At 65.4% G+C, this 19,893-nt stretch carries 15 protein-coding genes; 5 read left to right on the plus strand and 10 right to left on the minus strand.

Features of this window, described 5'->3' with window-relative positions; all coding sequences use genetic code 11:
• Positions 1-9 precede the first annotated feature (9 nt).
• Genes K3148_RS01545 through K3148_RS01565 form a run of 5 tightly spaced genes read left to right on the plus strand, consistent with a single transcriptional unit; the run spans position 10 to position 8,480 of the window.
• Complete coding sequence (locus K3148_RS01545; protein ID WP_221425594.1) at positions 10-1,524, plus strand: tryptophan halogenase family protein; 1,515 nt, start codon at positions 10-12, stop codon at positions 1,522-1,524.
• Positions 1,521-3,365, plus strand: coding sequence for an alpha-amylase family glycosyl hydrolase (locus tag K3148_RS01550; RefSeq protein ID WP_221425595.1), 1,845 nt, complete (start codon positions 1,521-1,523; stop codon positions 3,363-3,365). The genes K3148_RS01545 and K3148_RS01550 overlap by 4 nt, the downstream gene beginning before the upstream one ends.
• Positions 3,362-4,960, plus strand: a complete 1,599-nt coding sequence (locus K3148_RS01555) for an alpha-amylase family glycosyl hydrolase (protein WP_247711609.1) — start codon at positions 3,362-3,364, stop codon at positions 4,958-4,960. The genes K3148_RS01550 and K3148_RS01555 overlap by 4 nt, the downstream gene beginning before the upstream one ends.
• Positions 4,957-6,990, plus strand: coding sequence for a glycoside hydrolase family 97 protein (locus K3148_RS01560; protein WP_221425596.1), 2,034 nt, complete (start codon positions 4,957-4,959; stop codon positions 6,988-6,990). The genes K3148_RS01555 and K3148_RS01560 overlap by 4 nt, the downstream gene beginning before the upstream one ends.
• Positions 6,987-8,480 (plus strand): tryptophan halogenase family protein, encoded by a 1,494-nt coding sequence (locus tag K3148_RS01565; RefSeq protein ID WP_221425597.1) that lies wholly within the window; start codon positions 6,987-6,989, stop codon positions 8,478-8,480. Before K3148_RS01560 ends, K3148_RS01565 begins: the two co-directional genes overlap by 4 nt.
• 60 nt (positions 8,481-8,540) lie before the next feature.
• On the opposite strand, the gene K3148_RS01570 is transcribed toward K3148_RS01565, so the two are convergent.
• From K3148_RS01570 to murB, 10 genes are all read right to left on the minus strand, one after another.
• Complete coding sequence (locus K3148_RS01570) at positions 8,541-9,521, minus strand: hypothetical protein (protein WP_221425598.1); 981 nt, start codon at positions 9,519-9,521, stop codon at positions 8,541-8,543.
• A gap of 171 nt (positions 9,522-9,692) precedes the next feature.
• Entirely contained in the window at positions 9,693-10,475 is a 783-nt protein-coding gene (locus K3148_RS01575) for a Bax inhibitor-1/YccA family protein (RefSeq protein ID WP_221425599.1), read from the minus strand.
• 123 nt (positions 10,476-10,598) lie between these two features.
• Entirely contained in the window at positions 10,599-11,102 is a 504-nt protein-coding gene (locus K3148_RS01580) for a type III secretion system chaperone family protein (protein ID WP_221425600.1), read from the minus strand.
• Between the two features lie 148 nt (positions 11,103-11,250).
• The gene (locus K3148_RS13940) at positions 11,251-13,197 is read right to left on the minus strand and encodes an SPOR domain-containing protein (protein WP_221425601.1); all 1,947 of its coding nucleotides are present in this window, start codon (positions 13,195-13,197) and stop codon (positions 11,251-11,253) included.
• Positions 13,198-13,242: 45 nt separating this feature from the next.
• The gene (gene ftsZ, locus K3148_RS01590) at positions 13,243-15,114 is read right to left on the minus strand and encodes a cell division protein FtsZ (RefSeq protein WP_221425602.1); all 1,872 of its coding nucleotides are present in this window, start codon (positions 15,112-15,114) and stop codon (positions 13,243-13,245) included.
• Positions 15,115-15,252: 138 nt separating this feature from the next.
• The gene (gene ftsA / locus K3148_RS01595) at positions 15,253-16,551 is read right to left on the minus strand and encodes a cell division protein FtsA (RefSeq protein ID WP_221425603.1); all 1,299 of its coding nucleotides are present in this window, start codon (positions 16,549-16,551) and stop codon (positions 15,253-15,255) included.
• The gene (locus K3148_RS01600; protein WP_221425604.1) at positions 16,551-17,459 is read right to left on the minus strand and encodes a cell division protein FtsQ/DivIB; all 909 of its coding nucleotides are present in this window, start codon (positions 17,457-17,459) and stop codon (positions 16,551-16,553) included. The genes ftsA and K3148_RS01600 overlap by 1 nt, the downstream gene beginning before the upstream one ends.
• The gene (locus K3148_RS01605) at positions 17,452-18,441 is read right to left on the minus strand and encodes a D-alanine--D-alanine ligase (RefSeq protein ID WP_221425605.1); all 990 of its coding nucleotides are present in this window, start codon (positions 18,439-18,441) and stop codon (positions 17,452-17,454) included. Before K3148_RS01605 ends, K3148_RS01600 begins: the two co-directional genes overlap by 8 nt.
• The gene (locus tag K3148_RS01610; RefSeq protein WP_247711610.1) at positions 18,438-18,932 is read right to left on the minus strand and encodes a DUF4262 domain-containing protein; all 495 of its coding nucleotides are present in this window, start codon (positions 18,930-18,932) and stop codon (positions 18,438-18,440) included. Before K3148_RS01610 ends, K3148_RS01605 begins: the two co-directional genes overlap by 4 nt.
• A complete protein-coding gene (gene murB, locus K3148_RS01615) occupies positions 18,929-19,858 on the minus strand; it encodes a UDP-N-acetylmuramate dehydrogenase (RefSeq protein ID WP_221426581.1) in 930 nt (309 codons plus the stop codon). The genes K3148_RS01610 and murB overlap by 4 nt, the downstream gene beginning before the upstream one ends.
• Positions 19,859-19,893: the final 35 nt, after the last annotated feature.

Below are 19,893 nucleotides of genomic sequence, written 5' to 3' on the forward strand. Positions count from 1 at the left end.
GAAGACCTTATGTCGGACAAGACAAACAGACGCCTTGTGATCGCCGGCGGCGGGACCGCGGGCTGGATGGCGGCGGCCGCACTGGCTCGCTTCGCACCTCCGGGAACTGCGATCACGCTAGTCGAAAGCGAGGCAATCGGCACGGTGGGCGTTGGCGAAGCCACCATTCCGCAGATCCACCTCTTCAACGGCGCCCTGGGGCTCGACGAGGCGGAATTCCTGCGCGAGACCAAGGGCAGCTTCAAGCTCGGCATCGAATTTGACGGCTGGCTGCGCGAAGGCGAAAGCTACATGCACGCTTTCGGGGCCATCGGCCGCAGCGCCGGGCTCCTGCCCTTTCATCATTATTGGCTGCGGGCCCGCAAACTCGGGATCGCCAAGCCTCTGATCCGCTATTCGCTCAACGAACTGGCCGCGCGCACCATGCGCATGCAGCGCGGACGGCGTGGGGGCACCGGGCCGGAAGTGCCCTATGCCTATCATTTCGATGCCGGTCTTTACGCGGCGTATCTCCGCCGCTTTGCCGAGGCGCGCGGTGTCACGCGGGTCGAGGGGCTGATCGAAAGCGTCGAGCAGGATGGCGAGAACGGGACGATCACCGGCCTTGCTCTGGACGGCGACCGCCGGGTCGAAGGCGACTTCTTCTTCGACTGCACGGGCTTTCGCGGCCTGCTGATCGAGCAGGCGCTGGGTGCCGGCTTCGACGACTGGACGAACTATCTTCCCTGCGACCGGGCCATGGCGGTGCCGTGCGAAGGCGGCGGCGATTTCACGCCCTACACGCGCTCCACCGCGCGAAAAGCGGGCTGGCAATGGCGCATTCCGCTGCAGCATCGCATCGGTAACGGGATGGTCTATTCCTCGGCGCACCTGAGCGATGACGAGGCGGCCGAGACGCTCCTCGCCAATCTCGACGGCGCGCCGCAGGGCGACCCGCGCCCGATCCGCTTCACCACGGGCAAGCGCCGCCAGCACTGGAAAGGCAATTGCCTCGCGCTCGGCCTCGCCGCCGGGTTCATGGAGCCGCTGGAATCGACCAGCATCCACCTGGTCCAGAGCGCAATCAGCCGCTTCCTTTCGGTCCTCCCGCAAGGCGATCCCGACCCTGCCATCACCGACTGGTTCAACGATCAGGCCGAGTTCGAGTGGACGCGCATCCGCGACTTTCTCGTCCTCCACTACACCGCCAATCGCCGCGATGGTCAGCCGTTCTGGGATGACGTGCGCAATATGGCGCTGCCCGAAACCCTCGTCGCCAAGATCGCGAGCTGGAAGGCCGCCGGCCTCATCCACCGCGAGCATGAGGAACTGTTCACCGACGTGGGCTGGTTGCAGGTTTTCGCCGGACAGGGTGTCGAGGCCGAGGGCTACAACCCGATGGCCGATGCCCTCACCGACGACGAACTGCGCGCGCTTCTGGACGGGACCGAGCACGCTCTCGTCGAGGAAGTGAAAGCGATGCCCCGCCACCTCGATTTCCTGCAGCAATTCATCCGTCCCGCCCCCCAGGGAGTGCCTTCATGATCCGTTCCGCCCTGCCTCTGCTTGCGCTCGCGATGACCGCCTGCGCCCATGCCGAAACGCCGCCCTCAACACCGACCGCTTCGGCCGAGACCGCGAACTTCCGCGATCGCCTCCCGTCGGAAGAAATCGTCTATTTCGTCCTTCCCGACCGCTTCGAGAACGGCGATCCGACTAATGATCTCGGCGGCTACGAAGGCGACCGTCTTGTTACGGGCTACGATCCGTCCGCCAAGGGCTTCTTCCATGGGGGCGATCTGAAAGGGCTCACCAGCCGCCTCGATTACCTCGAAGGGCTGGGCGTGACCGCGATCTGGTTCGCGCCGATCTTCCACAACAAGCCGGTTCAGGGCCCGGCGGGTGACGAGAGCGCCGGCTATCACGGCTATTGGGTGACCGACTTCACCCGGCCCGACAGCCATTTCGGCACCTATGAGGAATTCAAGACCTTCGTCGACGCCGCTCATGCGCGCGGGATGAAGGTCTATATGGACATCATCACCAACCACACCGCGGATGTCATCCGGTACGAGGATGGCGATGCGACCAATTACGAATACCGCAGCAAGGGCGATTATCCCTATTCGACCCGCGGCGGCCCCGATGGCCCGCGGATCAACGAAGGCTTCATGGGCGATGGCGACAGCAGCGCGGAAAACTTCGCCAGGCTGACCGATCCCAATTTCGCCTATATCCCCGTCGTCCCCGAGCCGGAAAAGGACGTGAAGGTCCCCGCCTGGCTCAACGACCCGATCTACTATCACAACCGCGGCAACAGCTCGTTCACGGGCGAGGATAGCCGGCTCGGCGATTTCTCCGGGCTCGACGACCTCTTTACCGAGCACCCGCGGGTGCGCGCCGGGATGATCGAGATCTTCTCCGACTGGGTGCGCGACACCGGCATCGATGGCTTCCGGATCGACACCGCGCGCCATGTCGATCCCGGCTTCTGGCAAGAATTCGTCCCCGCGCTGGAGGCTGTGGCAGCCGAGAACGGTATCCCCAACTTCCATATGTTCGGCGAGGTCTACAAAGATATCCCGCAGAACGGCTACATTGCGGAATATACGCGGCGCGACAAGCTTCCCGCCGTGCTCGATTTCGCGTTCCAGGCCTCGATGCGCGAACTGCTCGGGCGCGATCGGGGCACTGTGGTGCTCGCGCATATGTTCGATGGCGACGTGCTGTATGAAGGTGGCGAAGAGGCAGCGCGCGGCTTGCCGACCTTCCTCGGCAATCACGACATGGGCCGGTTCTCGACCCTCATAAAGGCGGACAAGCCCGACATCTCGCAGGAGGAACTGCTTCAGCGCGTCATGCTGGGCCATGCGATGATGCTGACCCTGCGCGGCTCGCCGGTTATCTATTATGGCGACGAACAGGGCTTCGTGGGCGACGGCGTGGACCAGCTCGCACGCGAGAACATGTTCCCCTCGAAGACTGTCGTCTACAACGACAACGACCTCATCGGCACCGATGCGACGACGGCGGACAGCAATTTCGACACTGCCCACCCGCTCTACCGCCTGATCGCCGAATTCTCGGCCATCCGCAAAGCGCACCCGGCTCTCACGCGCGGGCGGCAGGAAGTCCGCCATTACGAGCAGGAAGCCGGAATCTTCGCCGCCAGTCGCTTCGATCCCGGTGACGGGACCGAATACCTAGCGGTATTCAACACCACCGCCGCCCCGCGCAGCGCCAATGTGCTGGTCGGTTACGACGCGCGCGCTTTCGAAACGCTTGCCGGCACTTGCCCCGCCGCGCCCAAGGCACCGGGCAGCGCCCCCTTCACCCTCCCCGCCTTCGGCTGGGCCGTCTGTAAGGTATCGGAGACCGCCGAGTGAGCGCGAACATCGCCTCCGACCTGCCCTGGTGGAAGGGCGCGACGATCTACCAGATCTATCCGCGCAGCTTCATGGATTCCAACGGCGACGGGATCGGGGACCTTCCCGGCATCACCCAGCGCCTGCCCCATGTCGCCGATCTCGGCATCGACTGCATATGGATTTCGCCCTTCTTCAAGTCGCCGATGAAGGACTTCGGCTACGACGTTTCGGATTACCGCGATGTCGATCCGATCTTCGGCGATCTGGCCGATTTCGACCGGCTGGTCGCCCGCGCGCACGAGCTTGGCCTCCGGGTGCTGATCGACCAGGTCTATTCGCACACCTCGGACGAACACCCCTGGTTCGAGGAAAGCCGCGCCAGCCGCGAGAACGCAAAGCACGACTGGTACGTCTGGGCGGACGCCAAGCCCGACGGTTCGCCGCCGTCCAACTGGCAATCGGTCTTCGGCGGCCCCGCATGGACCTGGGACGCGCGCCGCGGGCAGTATTACCTGCATAATTTCCTGAGCTCGCAGCCGCAGCTCAACCTGCACAATCGCGACGTGCAGGACGCCATCCTCGACGTGATGCGTTTCTGGCTCGAACGCGGGGTCGACGGCTATCGCATCGACGCACTCAATTTCGCGATGCACGATCCGCAATTGCGCGACAATCCGCCCGCGCCCGAGAACGGCAAGCCGCGCACGCGTCCGTTCGATTTCCAGCTCAAGAAATACAACCAGAGCCACGAAGGCATTCCGACCTTCATCGCGCGCATCCGTGCGCTGACCGACGAGTTCAACGGGGTCTTCACGGTCGCGGAAGTCGGCGGCGACGATGCGGTACGCGAAATGCGCCTCTTCACCGATGGCGAGACCCATCTCAATTCCGCTTACAGCTTCAATTTCCTCTACGCCGAGAAGCTCACCCCCGAACTGGTCTGCCAGTCGCTGGCCGAATGGCCCGACGAGGAGCGGCTCGGCTGGCCGAGTTGGGCGTTCGAAAACCACGACACGCCGCGGGCGCTGAGCCGCTGGTGCGCGCCGGAAGAGCGCGAGGCCTTCGCCCGCCTCAAGATGCTGCTGCTGATGAGCCTGCGCGGCAACGCGATCATCTATTACGGCGAGGAACTGGGGCTGACCCAGGTCGACATCCCCTTCGACCAGCTCCACGATCCCGAAGCGATCGCCAACTGGCCGCTCACGCTGAGCCGGGACGGCGCGCGCACGCCCATGCCGTGGAATTCGAGCGCCTGCGCCGGTTTCGGCAGCACCGAGCCCTGGCTGCCCGTGGGCGAGGACAACCGCACCCGCCCGGTCGAAGCGCAGGAGGCGGACGAGACCTCGCTCCTCGCCTTCACCCGCGCCGCGATCGCCCTGCGCAAGGCCAATCCGGCCATGCACCACGGCGCGGTCACCGAGTGCCGCCACGAGGGCGACCTGCTCGTCATGCGGCGCGAAGCCGATGGCCAGATCCTCGAATTCCGCTTCAACCTCGGCGGCTCCACGCTTCCGCTGGAGGATTGCCAAGGCGCGCCGCTCATGACTATCAACGGGGCGAGCCAAAGCGAATTGCCGGCCCATGCCGCAATCATAACGGAGATGTCCGCATGAAACGCCTTGCTCTCTTCCTGAGCGCTTCCCTCCTGCCGCTGTCCGCCGCACAGGCCGAGACGGTGACCTCCCCCGATGGCCGCATCAAGGTCACGCTCGATGCCGATGGCGAGGGCATCCCGTTCTACCAAGTGTCGCGCGACGGCGTGCCGATCATCGCCAAGTCGAACCTCGGCTTCGCCTTCACCGACGCCGATCCGATGCGCCGCAATTTCGAAGTCGTCGGTTTTCGCGAGCAGGCGCAGAATACCAGCTGGGAGCAGCCCTGGGGCGAGCGCCAATGGGTCAACGACCGGCACAACGAACTTGCCGTCACCTTCCGTGAGCGTGACGACACGCCCCGCCAGATCACCGTGCGCCTGCGGGTGTTCGACGACGGCATCGGCTTTCGCACCGAATTCCCCGATAGCGCCCAGCAGCCAATCTACCGGATCGCCGAAGAGCTGACCGAATTCAACATCGCGGGCGACGGCACCGCCTGGTCGATCCCGGCGGGCGACTGGAACCGCTACGAATATCTCTACGAAAAGACGCCGATCAGCGCGCTTTCGACCGTCCACACGCCGGTCACCATGGTGCTGGGCAACGGCACGCACCTCTCGTTCCACGAAGCGGCGCTGGTCGATTACTCCGGCATGTGGCTGCGCCGCGTGTCGGGTACGCGCCTGCGCGCGCAGCTCGCGCCCAGCCCGCGCGGCCCCAAAGTGGTGCGCGAAGGCGCTTTCACCACGCCCTGGCGCACGATCCAGATCGCCTCGAACGCCAAGGGCCTGTTCGAGAGCGACATCGTCCTCAACCTCAACGAGCCCAACAAGCTGGGCGATGTCAGCTGGTTCACCCCGCACAAATACATCGGCATCTGGTGGGGCATGCACCTCGATGTCGAAAGCTGGGCAAGCGGCGAAAAGCATGGCGCGACGACCGAGAACGCCAAGAAATACATCGATTTCGCGGCCGAGCACGGCTTCCGCGGCGTGCTGATCGAAGGCTGGAATGTCGGCTGGGACGGTAACTGGTTCGGCAACGGGCGCGAATTCAGCTTCACCGAAGCCTATCCCGATTTCGATATCGCCGAAGTCGCGCGCTATGCCGAGGAAAAGGGCGTCCGCATCATCGGGCATCACGAAACCGGCGGCAACATCAAGGTCTATGAAGAGCAGCTCGAGGACGCGATGGCGTTCTACGAGAGCCTCGGCATCGATGCGGTGAAGAGCGGCTATGTCGCCGATGCGGGCGGTATCATCGCGCCCTATGGGGAAGGCGGCATGGGCGAGACCTTCGTCTGGCACGACGGGCAGGAAATGGTTCGCCACCACTTGAAGGTCGTCGAAGAGGCGGCAGAGCATCACATCGCCGTCAATCCGCACGAACCCATCAAGGACACTGGTTTGCGCCGCACCTATCCCAACTGGGTGAGCCGTGAAGGCGCGCGCGGGGCGGAATATGACGCCTGGGCCGTGCCAAAGAACGATCCGGGCCACGTCCCCGAACTGATCTTCACCCGCCTGCTGGCCGGTCCGATGGACTACACACCGGGTGTATTCTCGCTCGAAGGACGGGGCGCGACCGCGCCCGACCTGCCGAGCACGCTGGCGCGCCAGCTGGCCTTCTACGTGGCAATCTATTCGCCGATCCAGATGGTCGCCGACCTGCCGGAAAACCTCGTCAAATACCCGCGCGCACTCGACTTCGTGAAGCGCGTGCCGGCCGACTGGGCCGAGAGCATGCTGGTGGACGGCGCGGTGGGCGAATACGCGGTTATCGCGCGGCGCGATCGCGACACGCTGAACTGGTATGTCGGCGCGGTCACCGACGAGGCCGAACGCAACGTCAGCGTGCCGCTGTCCTTCCTCGACCCTGGCAAGAGCTACGCCGCCACCATCTGGCGCGACGGCGCGGCTGCCGACGGACAGGGCGACAACCGTCACGATATGGAGATCGAGACCATGACCGTCACCTCGGCCGAAACGCTCGACTTGCGTCTCGCACCGGCCGGCGGCTTCGCGATCGAGTTCGTGCCGCAAGGGTGAGCGACCCGCGCCCTCCCCATGTGGTCATCCTCGGCGGCGGCAGCGCTGGCTGGATCACGGCCTGCCTGCTGCACCATGCGTGGGCAGCAAGGGGCGGAAAGGTCACCGTCGTCGAGAGCCCGGCCATCGGCATCATCGGCGTGGGCGAGGGCTCGACGCCGCAATTGAAGGCCTTTTTCGACCATCTCGGGATCGCAGAGGCCGAGTGGATGGCCGCCTGCGATGCGACCTACAAGCTGGGCATTCGCTTCACCGGCTGGAGCGAGGCGGAAGGGTGTGAGAGCTATTTCCACCCCTTCCCCGGCCCCGTCGACCTGCATAGCGAGCCCGGCTTCGTGCAAAATTGCGCGCTTCGCAGGCGCGGCGGCGATGTCCCGGCGCATCCGGACGATTGGTTCCTCGCCGCGCACCTCGCACAGGCCGGCAAGGCGCCCCACCCCGGCGATGGCTTCCCCTTCCCGCCGAGCTACGGCTATCACTTCGATGCGCACAAACTTGGGGGCTTCCTGCGCGACTGGGCGGTGGCGCGCGGGGTGGAGCACCGGCCGCTCAAGGTCGAGGAGGTCGAACTAGGCGAAGACGGCGATATCGCCGCGCTGCTGTGCGAGGGCGGCGAGCGCATCGAGGGCGATCTTTTCGTCGACTGTTCCGGCTTTTCCGCGCTGCTCTCCGAAAAAACACTCGGCGCGCGCTTCCTGCCCTTCACCGAAAACCTCTTCAACGATCGCGCGGTAGTCATGCCGACGCCGCACGGGAGTACCCCGCGCCCGCAGACCGACGCCTTTGCCATGCGCGCAGGCTGGCGCTGGTCGATCCCGCTGACGACGCGGGTCGGCAATGGCTATGTCTATTCCTCGCGCCACATCTCGGACGAGGATGCCGAAGCGGAGCTGCGCACGGCCGTCGGGGCTGGCGACGAGATTGAGGCCCGCCTGCTGCAGATGAAAGTGGGGCGGCTGGAGAACAGCTGGACGCGCAATTGCCTCGCCGTGGGCCTTTCGCAGGGCTTTATCGAGCCGCTCGAAGCAACCGCGCTACATATCGTGATCCACACCGCGCTGGATTTTGCCGAGGGGTTTGAAAGCGGCGGCTTCACGGCCCGGCATCGCGACACGTTCAACGCGCGCCTTGCCGACCGCTACGAGGGCATACGCGATTACATCGTCGCGCATTACCGCGCGAATTCGCGGAGCGACACCGACTATTGGCGCGAAAACCGCGAGAACCAGGCGCTGTCCGAGCGGCTCAAGGCAATGATGACCGCCTGGTTCACCCATGAGGATATCGCGGCGGCCAACCGCTCGATCTACGGGCAGCAACCGGCTTATGCGCCGATGAGTTGGCATTGCTTGTTTGCAGGCTACGGCTGTTTTCCGCCACGCGAAAAGCTCCAGCCGCTGCCCAAAGGCATGCCGCATGGCGATGTGGAGGCTGTGCGCGCCATGCTGACCGCCTGTGCCACCAACTTCGGCGAATACGCGCCGCTATAGCCCACAAAAAAGGGCGGCAGGATCGCTCCCGCCGCCCTCTTGTGTTTCGTGTCTCTGCGCTCAGGGGACGGGCTCGTCGTCCTCGTCATCGGAATCGATGTCTTCGCCGAGGCCCGCCTCGCCCTGCACGACTTCACCCGACTGGAAGATCGGGCCTTCCGTGGGGAGGGTGGTGACCGGCTGGCCGTTGGCGTCTACCTCGCCGGTGGCAATCACGACCGGCTCTTGTCCGGTGGCAGGCGGGATATCGACCGGTGCCTGCGGTTCGCCAGCCGCTTCGAGCGGCGCGGTCGCGGGCATGGAGTTCACCACCGTCTCGCCCGGCGCGACTTCGACGGAAGGGTCGAGCGGATTGGTATAGCCCTGAACGGTGGTGGTCACCGTGGGCGGGCCATATTCCGAATCCCACGCAAGCAGGTCGACGCGGTATTGTTCGTAGGCGCGGAAGAAATCCTCGAACACGCCTTCGATGCGCGGCAGAGCGGTGGCCGAATAGGTGTCCAGAGTGCCGACCTCGATCGTGTTCACTTCCTGGCTGATCGTGAAGGCCACATCGCAGAAATCCGCCTTCGCAGGCGGCAGCGCGAAGTAGTTGTAGACCTGCGTCATGTAGGAATCCTGCACGTCGCGATAGGTGCCGCCATAGCGCTGGCGGAACTCGCTCTGCAGCGCACGGTTGGTCGCCGAAAGCTCACGCGCGTTGCGCTTGAGGAAGGCGCCGTAATTATCGACCAGCCCGGTGTATTTGAGGTCGAGGCAGTTGAGCGCCGCGACGTTGAGCGCCGAACGCAGGTTCCAGGTCGTCTGCGCCGGGGTCAGATTGGCGTTCACCGTCTGGCGCACGCCCGTGGCCGCGACCATCGGGATGGTCATGCTGGTGGTCGCGCCCATCGGCGGCGTCGGCCGCGGCGGGATGACGACCGGCGGGGGCGGCGGAGGCGGCGGGGGTGGCGGCGGAGGCGGAGGCGGGGCGGTGGTGCAGGCGGCAAGAGCGCCCAGAGCAGCCGTGAGGGCTGCGAGACGGATGGATTGTGCTGACATGCGGCTCACTGTGTGCCGACCCTCCTCAAGTCTTGGCTCTCATGATCGCGCCTCGTTCATTGACGGGACATGAAGCAGGCACGTCCTAGCGCCTTGACCGGACAAAGAAAATGCCCGGAGCGAGAGTTTCGCCCCGGGCACGTTTTTCCGGTCCGCATTTGCGGCCTGCCGTTACTCGCGGTTGCCGAGGAACTGCAGGATGAAGAGGAAGAGGTTGATGAAGTCGAGATAGAGGCTGAGCGCGCCCATCACGACGGCCTTGCCGGCAAATTCCGTGCCGCGCAGGTACTGGTACTCGTCCTTCAGGCGCTGCGTGTCGTAGGCGGTGAAGCCTGCGAAGATCAGCACGCCGAGGATCGAGATCACCAGGCCCATCGCGCCCGACTGGAAGATGAAGGCGTTGAGCAGCATGGCGACGATGATGCCGATGAGGCCCATCATCAGGAAGCTGCCCCAACCCGACAGGTTCTTCTTGGTCGTGTAACCGTAGAGGCTGAGGCCGGCGAAGGCAGCAGCCGCGGCGAAGAAGGCCGAAGCGACCGATTCACCGGTGTAGATCGCGAAGATCGTCGAGAGCGAGAGGCCCATAAGGGTCGCAAAGCCCCAGAACATCGCCTGCAACGTGGTCTTGCTGAAGCGCTGGATCCCGCCGAAGCTGATCACGAGGATGAAGGCCAGCGGGGCAAGCTTGATCACCCAGCCGAGCCCGGTGACCTGCAGCGAGCGGCCATAAGGCGTCTGCACGACGTTGAAGGCGCTTTCGAACAGCGGGGTGTTGACGAACAGCAGTGCGACGATGCCCGTCAGGAGCACGCCCGAAGCCATCATGTTGTAGATCGACAGCATGTGCTTGCGCAGGCCTTCGTCGAAGGTGGTCCCGCGCGTAGCCGCGTCGCCAGCGCGCGGAACGGACGTCATGTCCGGCCTGCGGTTGGTTTCGTTCCAATCGGCCATTGCAAAATTCTCCCTTGCGCAGGGCGAACCCGGCCCCGCTTCTGATAGCAATATCGTGTCTTTAGCGCCCGATTTCAAGCGAAACCGGAAGGGGTATGCCTAACGCGAAATCAAGGATTTGCGTCAGGCTTCGCCGGCGGCATCGACCATCGCGGCCTTGAGCGCATCGCGCGGGGCCTTGTCGCCCCACAGCACGAACTGGAAGGCGGGATAAAAGCGGTCGCATTCTTCCACTGCGATCTCCACCAGCGATTGCGCCTGGTCGAGGCTGAGCATGCCGTCATTCCCAAGCAAGGTGCCGTTGCGGTAGAGGAGCACGCCGCCGTTCGACCAGATATCGAAATGGCCGAGCCACATCTGCTCGTTGGCCAGCGCGACAAGCTCGTGCGCGGCGCCCGTCTTTTCGGCCGAAACGCGCACTTCGGGCAGGCACAGGATCTGCAGGACGCGGTCTTCGGGGCGCCAGATGCCGCGCAGCTGGTATTTCGCCCAGCTGCCCTGGATCTCGCCGCAGATTTCTTCGGCGTTGGATTCGCAAGGCCAGCCGCGCGCCTCGAACAGGGCGAGCAGCATGTCGAGCGGCGCTGCGTCCTCTTCGACTTCGAATTGCCGTTCCACGGCGCGCATCAGAGGTTTCCCGAAAAAGCCATGCGCCCATGTGACGAATGGTTAAGGTACTTGGCAATCGCGCCACCTCCCGGTGCTGGGGAGAACGCAAAGCGCCTGTGCATAGCTTGTGAACAAGCCCCCGCTTACGGATAGGGGCGCGTCTGCCTCAATCGAGCGTGTCGATCGCCTGGCCTTCCTCGCTGGTGAAGGTGAAGCTGTCTATTCCCAGCTGTTTCAGGCGGTTCACCACGTCGCGCGCGGCTTCCGGCGATTCGTAAGGGCCCGCCAGGAGGCGGTTCGCCTCGCCCCATGTGACGACGAACGGCCCTTTGTCCGAAAGCGCGCCTTCGGCCTTTCGCGCAATGCGCCGCCAGTCGAAGGCAAGCGCGTTGCGATCGCGGCCTGTCGCCACCTGAACCCAGTGACGCGAGGGGTGGGACGGTTTCTCGGCCTCGGGCGCGGGTCGTGCACCATCGAGCGGAAGGATAAGCTCGCCCTCCGCGCTGGAGAACGCAAAACTGTCGACGCCGATCGCCTTGAGGCGCGTGACAGCCTGGCGTGCTGCGGCGGCGCTGGGATAAGGCCCTGCAAGCAGGCGGTTGGCTTCACCCCATGGCGCGGTGAAAGCGTTCTTTCCGGCAAGCTCACCCTGCGCGCTGCGCCCGATGCGACGCCAGTCGAAACCGAGCGCATTAAGGTCGCGCCCCGTCGCGACCTGCACGTAATGGCGCACGGGCTCGGGCGGCGGAGGCGGCGCGTTGCGCTCGCGCGGGACTTTGATGGCCGTGATGTCCACGGCGCCTGCGCGAGGGCTGGCGCTGATCTCCTCGGCGAGCGCGAAATCGGCAAAGGCCTCGTCCAGACCGACTCGCGGCGCGGGAGGCGGGGGTGGCGGAGGCGGTGGCGGCGGAGCGGGACGCGTGACCGGCTGCTGCCCGAGATCGACTGGCTGCGTAGCCGCCGAGCGCGCCGGAGCGGCCTGCCCCTCCCCTTGCGAGACGGCGGGAAGCTCGCCTGCAAATGTCCCAGACGGACGAGGCGGCTGTGGCGGTGGTGGCGGTGGTGGCGGTGGCGGCGGCGGAGCAGCCGGCGTGGCCGAAACCGCGGGCAATTCGCTGGATACGCTATTCGACCTGCCACTCGCACGTTCGGTCCGATCCCGCCCGCTCCGCGATGCACGGCTCGCCTGCCTGCGGCCGATAGTCGCGCCGCGTGTATCGCCCTCCCGCCGCGTTGTCGGTGCGCGGGTTGATCCCATCGGTTCGCCGGTGGGCGCAAGGGCAGCATCGGCACGCGCCACAGCTGCCGGCCCTGAAGGCCGGTAGGCTGCGATCTGCGCATCGTCGGTGCCGATCGCCGCCGTGCGCGGAAAAACGCCGAGCGCACCCGCCGCGGCCTGCTGCGCCGGGGTCAGCTGGGTCATATACCGAAGATAAGGCTCGATCTTCGAAGCCATGGTTTGCGGCATCATGTCGCGCGCAATTTTCACCGCCGCTTCGGTTTCGCCAAGGATCGCGAGGCCGAAAGCGCGGGTGCGGAACCCTGCGGAATCGCCTTGCTGCAACAGGGGCAGCAACGTGGCCTCGAAGCCCGCCTTGTCGCCCGAGATCGCCTGGCTCAGCGCAAGGTTGCGGCGCACCGCGTCACCTGCCCCGGCGGCTAGCGCCATCCGGTAAAGCTCCTGCGCGCTGTGCGCATCGCCGACGAGGTCGAAAGCAAGCCCGCGATCGGCGGCCATGGCGGTTTGCGAAACACCCCCGCGCTCGGCTTCGGCGTAGAGGCGCAATGCCTCGACCGGCCGGCGGGCCAGCGTGTAGGCGCGCGCAAGGCCAAGAGAAATGCGTGCGTTGGAGGGCGAGAGCGCCTGTGCGCGGCCGAAGAAGCCGATCGCCGCCGTCACGTCGCCCAGTTTCAGGGCGGCGTCACCCGCGTCGATCAGCGCGGCGACATCGTTGCCGTCCCGCGCCAGGCGCTGGAGTGCGTTGCCCAGCTCCTGCGAACCGGGCGGCGGAAGCGCCTGCACGACTTCCTGCCCGCGCAGGGCGGGCGCTCCGGCAGCAAGGGCAACCAGGGCTGCGCCCGTGGCCCATTTTCTGGCTTTGCGTATCGGCATGACAGGGAACCAACGCGCCAGCAGGCGCGATGGTCCGAAACCCGTTTACTGGTTGTTCTGGCGACCGAGGAAGCGCGGAATGTTGAGGCCGCCGCTGCTGCCTTCATCCTCGTCCTCGTCGTCTTCGTCGTCCTGCGTCGAGCTGGAGCCGCGCGACAAATTGGCCATGCGTTCGAACAGCGTGCTGCCCTGCGGCGAACCGCCACCGGCAGGCGCTCCACCACCGCCGCCTGTACCGCCGCCGCCACCAGCGCCACCGCCGACGCCCGCGCCGCCGCCTGCACCGGCACCGGCACCGGCGTCACCGGCTCCGCTACCTTCGCCCGAGAAGAGCGGACGGCGGGCGGGCTTTTGCGAGAGCGGGCTCTGCTGTTCGGCATACTGGTCGCTGCCGAGTTCGAGAGCGTCGTCGTCGCCATACTCGTCCGACAGGTCGAGCGGCGAACCGGCACCGGCTTCGGCTTCGTCGGTCCAGCCTCCGTTCTCGCCGGCACCAGCGGCATAGCCCTGGTCGTCGGCCGGAGGGGGAAGCTGGTCCTCGTCGTCATAGGCGTCGAAGCGTTCGGTGTGCTCGTTGCGCATGCCGGCGAGCGGGTCGACGATGCCGTCGACGTCGTCGTCTTCCTCGCCGTAATCCTCGTCCTCGCCGAAGTCGTTGCCACCCGCGGGAGAGAGGCCGGCCGGGTTCATCAGCGGCCCTTCTTCGTCCTCGCTGTCGTCATAGACGGGTTCGGGCGCGGGTTGGGGCTCCGGCTCGGCATAGGATACCGGCTCGGGCTCGTAAGCGGGTTCAGGCTCGGGGTGCGGTTCCGGCTCTGCCGAAAGGCCTTCGTTCAGTTCGAAAGGCTCTTCTTCCGCCGGTGCGCTTGCCTGCAGGTCGAGGACCGGGCGCTGCGGCGCGCGCTGCGGAGCCATGGAGAAATTGCGCGGCTGCGCAGGCTTGGCGCTGCCATCCTCATCGATACCGGTCGCGACAACCGAGACGCGGATCTGGCCGTCGAGATCCGGGTTGAAGGCGCTGCCCCAAATGATGTTGGCATCGTCGTCGACCAGCTCGCGGATGTGGTTCGCCGCTTCGTCGACTTCGAGGAGCTTCATGTCCTCGCCGCCGATGATCGAGATGATGACACCCTTGGCGCCGGCCATGCTGACACCGTCGAGCAGCGGGTTGGCAATGGCGCGTTCCGCCGCCTCGAGGGCGCGGTTTTCGCCTTCGGCGGTGCCGGTGCCCATCATTGCCTTGCCCATCTCGCTCATCACCGAACGCACGTCGGCGAAGTCGAGGTTGATGAGGCCGGGCATGACCATGAGATCGGTGATCGAGCGCACGCCCTGCTGCAGCACTTCATCGGCAAGCGCGAAGGCCTCCTTGAAGGTGGTGTCTGCCTTGGCGACCAGGAACAGGTTCTGGTTCGGGATGACGATCAGCGTGTCGACGTGCTTCTGCAGCTCTTCGATGCCCGCTTCGGCGGCGCGCATGCGGCGCGTGCCTTCGAAGAGGAACGGCTTGGTCACCACGCCCACGGTCAGGACGCCCTTGCGGCGCGCAGCCTCGGCGATGACCGGTGCGGCGCCCGTGCCGGTGCCGCCGCCCATGCCGGCCGCGATGAAGCACATATTCACGCCGTCGAGCGAGTCCTCGATATCCTCGACCGTTTCCTCGGCCGCAGCCTTGCCCACTTCTGGGCGGGCGCCGGCGCCCAGGCCGCCGGTGATGTCGGGACCGAGCTGGATGCGCTTTTCCGCCGGCGAGCTGGCCAGCGCCTGCGCGTCGGTGTTGGCGACGATAAAGTCGACGCCTTCGATTTCGGAATCCATCATGTTGGCAATGGCGTTGCCGCCCGCGCCGCCCACGCCGACCACCATGATCTTGGGGCGCATGTCGTCGCTGGAAGCGGGTCCGATATTGATGCTCATTAGGCGTTCCCTTGGGACAAAATTCTGGCCGAGGCCGTGTTGCACACGCTTTTGGCACAAAGCGAATCGCGCATGCAAAGGTTAAATGCCTTTATCCACTGTGCGTAACGGGGGTTTCGGCCCGAATTGGCACGCAGATCAGAAATATTCGCGCACCGCTTGTACGACCCGGTTAACCAGTCCGAAGCCCGAATAGCGCTTCGTCGGCTGATAGCTCGGGCCGATGGTGCGGATGTCGACCGGGTCTTCCGAGGCGTAGAGGCACAGGCCCGCCAGCGTCGCGAAACCGGGCGTAGCGTGCGCCTCTGGCAGGCCGCGCAGCGCGGGCGGTTTGCCGCGTCGCACCGGCAAGCCCAGCGCGCCCTGCATGAATTCGGCGACCCCGTGCAATTCCGCGCCGCCGCCGGTCAGCACGACCTGCCCGCCGTTTGCGCCGGAAAAGCCCATGGCCTTCAAGCCCTTGTCGATCTCGGTCGTCATCGTGCCCAGCCGGTCGGTGACGATGGAAACAAGCTCGGCGCGGGCAATGCGGTTCTGTTCGTCCGCGCCGCGCGCGAGACGGCTGCCCGGCTCGTCGCCGGGACCGTTGACCGGGATCATTTCGCGGTGATCGCTCGGTGTCGCGATGGCCGAGCCGGAGACGCATTTGAGCCGCTCCGCCTGGCTGCGGCGGATCCCCAGCGAGCTGGCGATGGCGTCCGTGATATCGTTCGACCCGACGGGAATTGAGCGCAGGCCCAGCAGCATCCCGCCCGCATGGACCGAGACATTGGTGACCTGCGCGCCGATCTCGACCAGGGCAACGCCGAGGTCGCGTTCCTCGTTCGACAGGCAAGCATAGGCAGCGGCGAGCGGGCTGGCGACCACGCCTTCCACATCGAGATGCGCGCTTTGCACCGCCTCGATCAGGTTCCTCACCGGCGCGCCTTCGGCCAGCGTCACATGGATGTCGACACCCAGCGATTCCGCGTGGAGACCGATGGGGTTGGCGATGCCATGCGCCCCGTCGAGCGTGTAATGCGCCGGCTGCGCGTGCAGCACCATGCGCCCGTCGGGCTGGATATGGTCGCGCGCGGCAAACAGCAGGTGCTCGACATCGTCTTCGTCGATGCGGCGGCCGCCGATGGCGATCTCCACGCTGGCGATCTTACTTGAAAGACCGGCCCCGGCGCAGCCGATCCAGACGCCCGAGACGCTGGTGTTGGCGTTCGCCTCCGCCGTTTCCACGGCCGCGCGGATCGCGTGCGTCGCCGCGCCCATATCGGTGACATAGCCGCGCTTGATGCCTTCCGCCTTGCGGTGGGAAGAGCCGAGTACGATCATCTCGCCATCCTCGCTCTGGCCCATGATCATGGCCGAGATGCGGAACGAGCCGATATTCACCGCCGCATGGACACGGGCGATGCGCGGCAGCGGCGTGTGCGGCGAGGAGGCCATTATTCGGCGCTCCCTTCCGCCTGCAATCCGCGTGGGCACGGCCCGTCGGCGCAGCGAAGGTAGGCGCGGTCGGGCACGCGCATATCGATGGCCACCGCCTTGCCGCCGATCAGCCGGTTGCGCCCGTCCATCTCGGCGAACTTGACCAGCGCGGCGGACCCCTTGTCGCCTTCGGGCAGGGCCAGCATCTGGCCAGTCTTAAAGGTGAGGTTCCAGCGGCGGTTGCCGATCCACTCGGCGCCCGCAATCTGCGGCTTCAAAGCCGGGGCGGCATCGAGCAGCTTGTCGAGTTCGCCGACCTGTTTCTGCGCACCGGGTCCGGAAATAAGCAGCATTTCGCCCGCTTCCTCACGCGAGACCGGCTCGAGTTCGTGGCCGGTCGCATCGACCAGGATCAGCCGGTCGGGCTTGACCACCACCGCGTGCGGCTTGCGCTCGACGATATCGATCCGGAGCAAGTCGGGCAGCTGGCGCGAGACGCGCGCGTCCTTGACCCAGGACAATTCGAGCAGCCGTTCGCGGATCGCTTCCACATCGACGAGCGGCATCGGGCGATCCTGCTCGCCCAGAACGCGTTCGTAGACGATCTGGTCGTTCAGCCGCTCGGCCCCGGTCACCCGCACGCGGGCCACTTCGAACCCGGCGCGGCTGGCCGATTTGGCAAGCTCGCTGCGGGCATAATCTAAGGCCCCGGCGTAACTGGCGATGACCCAGGCGATACCCAGCGCGCCCGCCACGATCAGCGAGAGGAAAAACTTGTGCCACTGCTCGTCGGTAAAGGGCAGCGCGGCCATCGCGCGGTCGAGCAGGCCGGAGGTATGCTTCTTCGCCGCGCGCGCCTTCTGGCTGCGGCTGCGCGCAGCGGCGGAACGGCGGACGCCGGTGGGTTTGCGGCTGACCTTAGCCATCGCTTCCCCGACCCACCTTCACCTTGTGATCGCGCAGCGCGGCGGCGATGATCGTTTCGACCAGCGCGCCATATTCGATGCCGGCGAACTTCGCCTGCTCGGGAACGAGGCTGAGCGGTGTCATGCCTGGCTGCGTGTTGGTCTCCAGCACGAAGAGGCCGTCTTCGCCTTCTTCCTCGTCCCAGCGGAAGTCGGTGCGGCTGGTGCCCTTGCAGCCCAATACCTTGTGGGCCTTGAGAGCAATCTCGAGGCAGAGGTCGCGGATGTGTTCGGGGATGTCGGCGGGGCAGACATGGTCGGTCATCCCGTCGGTGTATTTCGCGTCGAAATCGTAAAAGCCGCTCTTGGGCTTCAGCTCGGTCACGGCGAGCGCGCGCGGGCCTTCGGGGAAATCGACCACGGCGGCGGTCATCTCGCGGCCCTTGATATAGGGTTCGGCGAGCAGTTCGGCGAAATCCTGCCACGGCCCCTTGGCCGAACGCGAGATCGGATTGCCGTGATTGCTCTCGTCGGTGACGATGGCGACACCGACCGAGCTGCCTTCGTTGACGGGTTTGAGCACATAGGGACGCGGCAGCGGATCGCGCTCGAACAGGTCGGCGCTCATCACGATCCGTCCCCCGGGCATGGGGATGCCATGAGGGACGAGCGCCTGCTTGGTAAGTTGCTTGTCGATCGCGATGACCGAGGTGGCGAGGCCCGAATGCGTATAAGCCACGCCCATCAGGTCGAGCATGCCCTGCACCGTCCCGTCCTCGCCCGGAACGCCATGGAGCGCGTTGAAAACGACATCGGGCTTCACCTCGGCTATGCGTGCGGCAATCTGGCGATCCATGTCGATCCGCGTGACTTTGTGGCCGCGCTCTTCAAGCGCCTTGGCCACGCCCTCGCCCGACATCAGGCTGACGGGGCGCTCGTTCGCCCAGCCGCCCATGAGGACGGCGATGTGGATGTTATCGGGCAATGTCGGGAGGTCGGTCAATGAACGGTCTCCGGGTGATAGAGGGCAGGTTGGCTATCGATGACGATCTGGTCGCAGCCTTCGTCCCACGGAAAGAGGCGCTGCTGAACGCCCGGCCAAACGATTTGATAGGCTTCTTCCATCTCCCCACCAGTCCGATACTTTTCATACCAGATGGCAGAAGCAAAATACTCGTCCACAAGATAATCGCTCACGACCACCCTCGCGACACAGTTGTACCCGTCCAAAAGGTCGTCGATCACCAACCCATCCCGCAATTTCAGACCTTGGCGACATTTGCCGAGAAGCGCATTGATCATGGAATGCATGACCTCGTTTCTCAGTCCGAAGATGATGACCTCGGGTTGACCCACCGTTTTGGGGAAGCCAATTGAGTAGCTAAACGTCGGTTCGTCACCATCTGGATCGAAGATGGTATTTACCTGACAGCCGGACTTCTCGATATTATCCAGAATTCCTTGCTCGAATTCGTTGAGTGGACGCTCGCTCACGGTCGCCCCACGCGCTGGATTTCCCATTCGAGTTCGACACCCGAATGCTCGTAGACACGGCGTTTCACTTCCTCGCCCAACCCTTCGATATCGGCGCTGGTGGCGTCGCCGGTGTTGAGGAGAAAGTTGGTGTGCTTCTCGCTAACCTGCGCGCCGCCCATCGTCAGGCCGCGGCATCCGGCCGCATCGACCAGTTCCCAGGCCTTTTTGCCCGGCGGGTTCTTGAAGGTCGAACCACCCGTCTTGGTACGCAGCGGCTGCGAGTTTTCGCGCGCTTCGGCGATCTCGTCCATTTTCGCGCCGATGACTTCGGGATCGCCCGGCTCGCCCTTGAAGCGCGCGCGGACCACGACCGCGCCTTCGGGCAGGGCCGAGTGGCGATAGGAATATTGCAGGTCGGAGGCGGGCAAAGTGTGGAAGCGCCCATCGGGCATCACGACTTCGCAATCGATCAGCACGTCGCTGACCTCGCGGCCATAGGCGCCGCCGTTCATGCGCACGAAACCGCCGACCGTGCCGGGGATGCCGCGCATGAATTCGAGGCCCGCCACGCCGCAATCTCGCGCCGCGCTGGCGACGAGGATGCCATGCGCACCGCCGCCGCAAGCGACGACGCAGCTTTCATCGTCGATGGCAACGTCGGCGAAAGGCTTGCCGAGTTTGATGACCACGCCCGGCACGCCGCCGTCGCGCACGATCATGTTCGAGCCGAGGCCCAGCGCCATGACCGGCAGGTCGCCGTCGAGGCGGCGGAGGAATTCCTTGAGGTCGGCGAGGTCTTCGGGCTCGAACAGCCAGTCGGCCTTGCCGCCGCTCTTGAACCAGACGAGCTTGGCGAGCGGCGCGTCGGGCGTCAGCTTGCCTTTGAGGCCATCGGTGTCGATCGGCGCCTCGATGGTTCCTTCGACCGAACAGTCCGGCGCCATGCCGCTGTCCCAGTTCCAGACGTCGTTTTCCTGAT

The sequence above is a fragment of the Qipengyuania aurantiaca genome, from assembly GCF_019711375.1.
Lineage (GTDB): Bacteria > Pseudomonadota > Alphaproteobacteria > Sphingomonadales > Sphingomonadaceae > Qipengyuania > Qipengyuania aurantiaca.

What these genes read in the sequence shown, in the direction of transcription:
- K3148_RS01545 (WP_221425594.1), top strand. Translation starts at nt 10, where the DNA reads ATGTCGGACAAGACAAACAGACGCCTTGTGATCGCCGGCGGCGGGACC.
- K3148_RS01550 (WP_221425595.1), top strand. Translation starts at nt 1,521, where the DNA reads ATGATCCGTTCCGCCCTGCCTCTGCTTGCGCTCGCGATGACCGCCTGC.
- K3148_RS01560 (WP_221425596.1), top strand. Translation starts at nt 4,957, where the DNA reads ATGAAACGCCTTGCTCTCTTCCTGAGCGCTTCCCTCCTGCCGCTGTCC.
- K3148_RS01570 (WP_221425598.1), bottom strand. Translation starts at nt 9,521, where the DNA reads ATGTCAGCACAATCCATCCGTCTCGCAGCCCTCACGGCTGCTCTGGGC.
- K3148_RS01575 (WP_221425599.1), bottom strand. Translation starts at nt 10,475, where the DNA reads ATGGCCGATTGGAACGAAACCAACCGCAGGCCGGACATGACGTCCGTT.
- K3148_RS01580 (WP_221425600.1), bottom strand. Translation starts at nt 11,102, where the DNA reads ATGCGCGCCGTGGAACGGCAATTCGAAGTCGAAGAGGACGCAGCGCCG.
- K3148_RS13940 (WP_221425601.1), bottom strand. Translation starts at nt 13,197, where the DNA reads ATGCCGATACGCAAAGCCAGAAAATGGGCCACGGGCGCAGCCCTGGTT.
- ftsZ (WP_221425602.1), bottom strand. Translation starts at nt 15,114, where the DNA reads ATGAGCATCAATATCGGACCCGCTTCCAGCGACGACATGCGCCCCAAG.
- ftsA (WP_221425603.1), bottom strand. Translation starts at nt 16,551, where the DNA reads ATGGCCTCCTCGCCGCACACGCCGCTGCCGCGCATCGCCCGTGTCCAT.
- K3148_RS01600 (WP_221425604.1), bottom strand. Translation starts at nt 17,459, where the DNA reads ATGGCTAAGGTCAGCCGCAAACCCACCGGCGTCCGCCGTTCCGCCGCT.
- murB (WP_221426581.1), bottom strand. Translation starts at nt 19,858, where the DNA reads ATGGCGCCGGACTGTTCGGTCGAAGGAACCATCGAGGCGCCGATCGAC.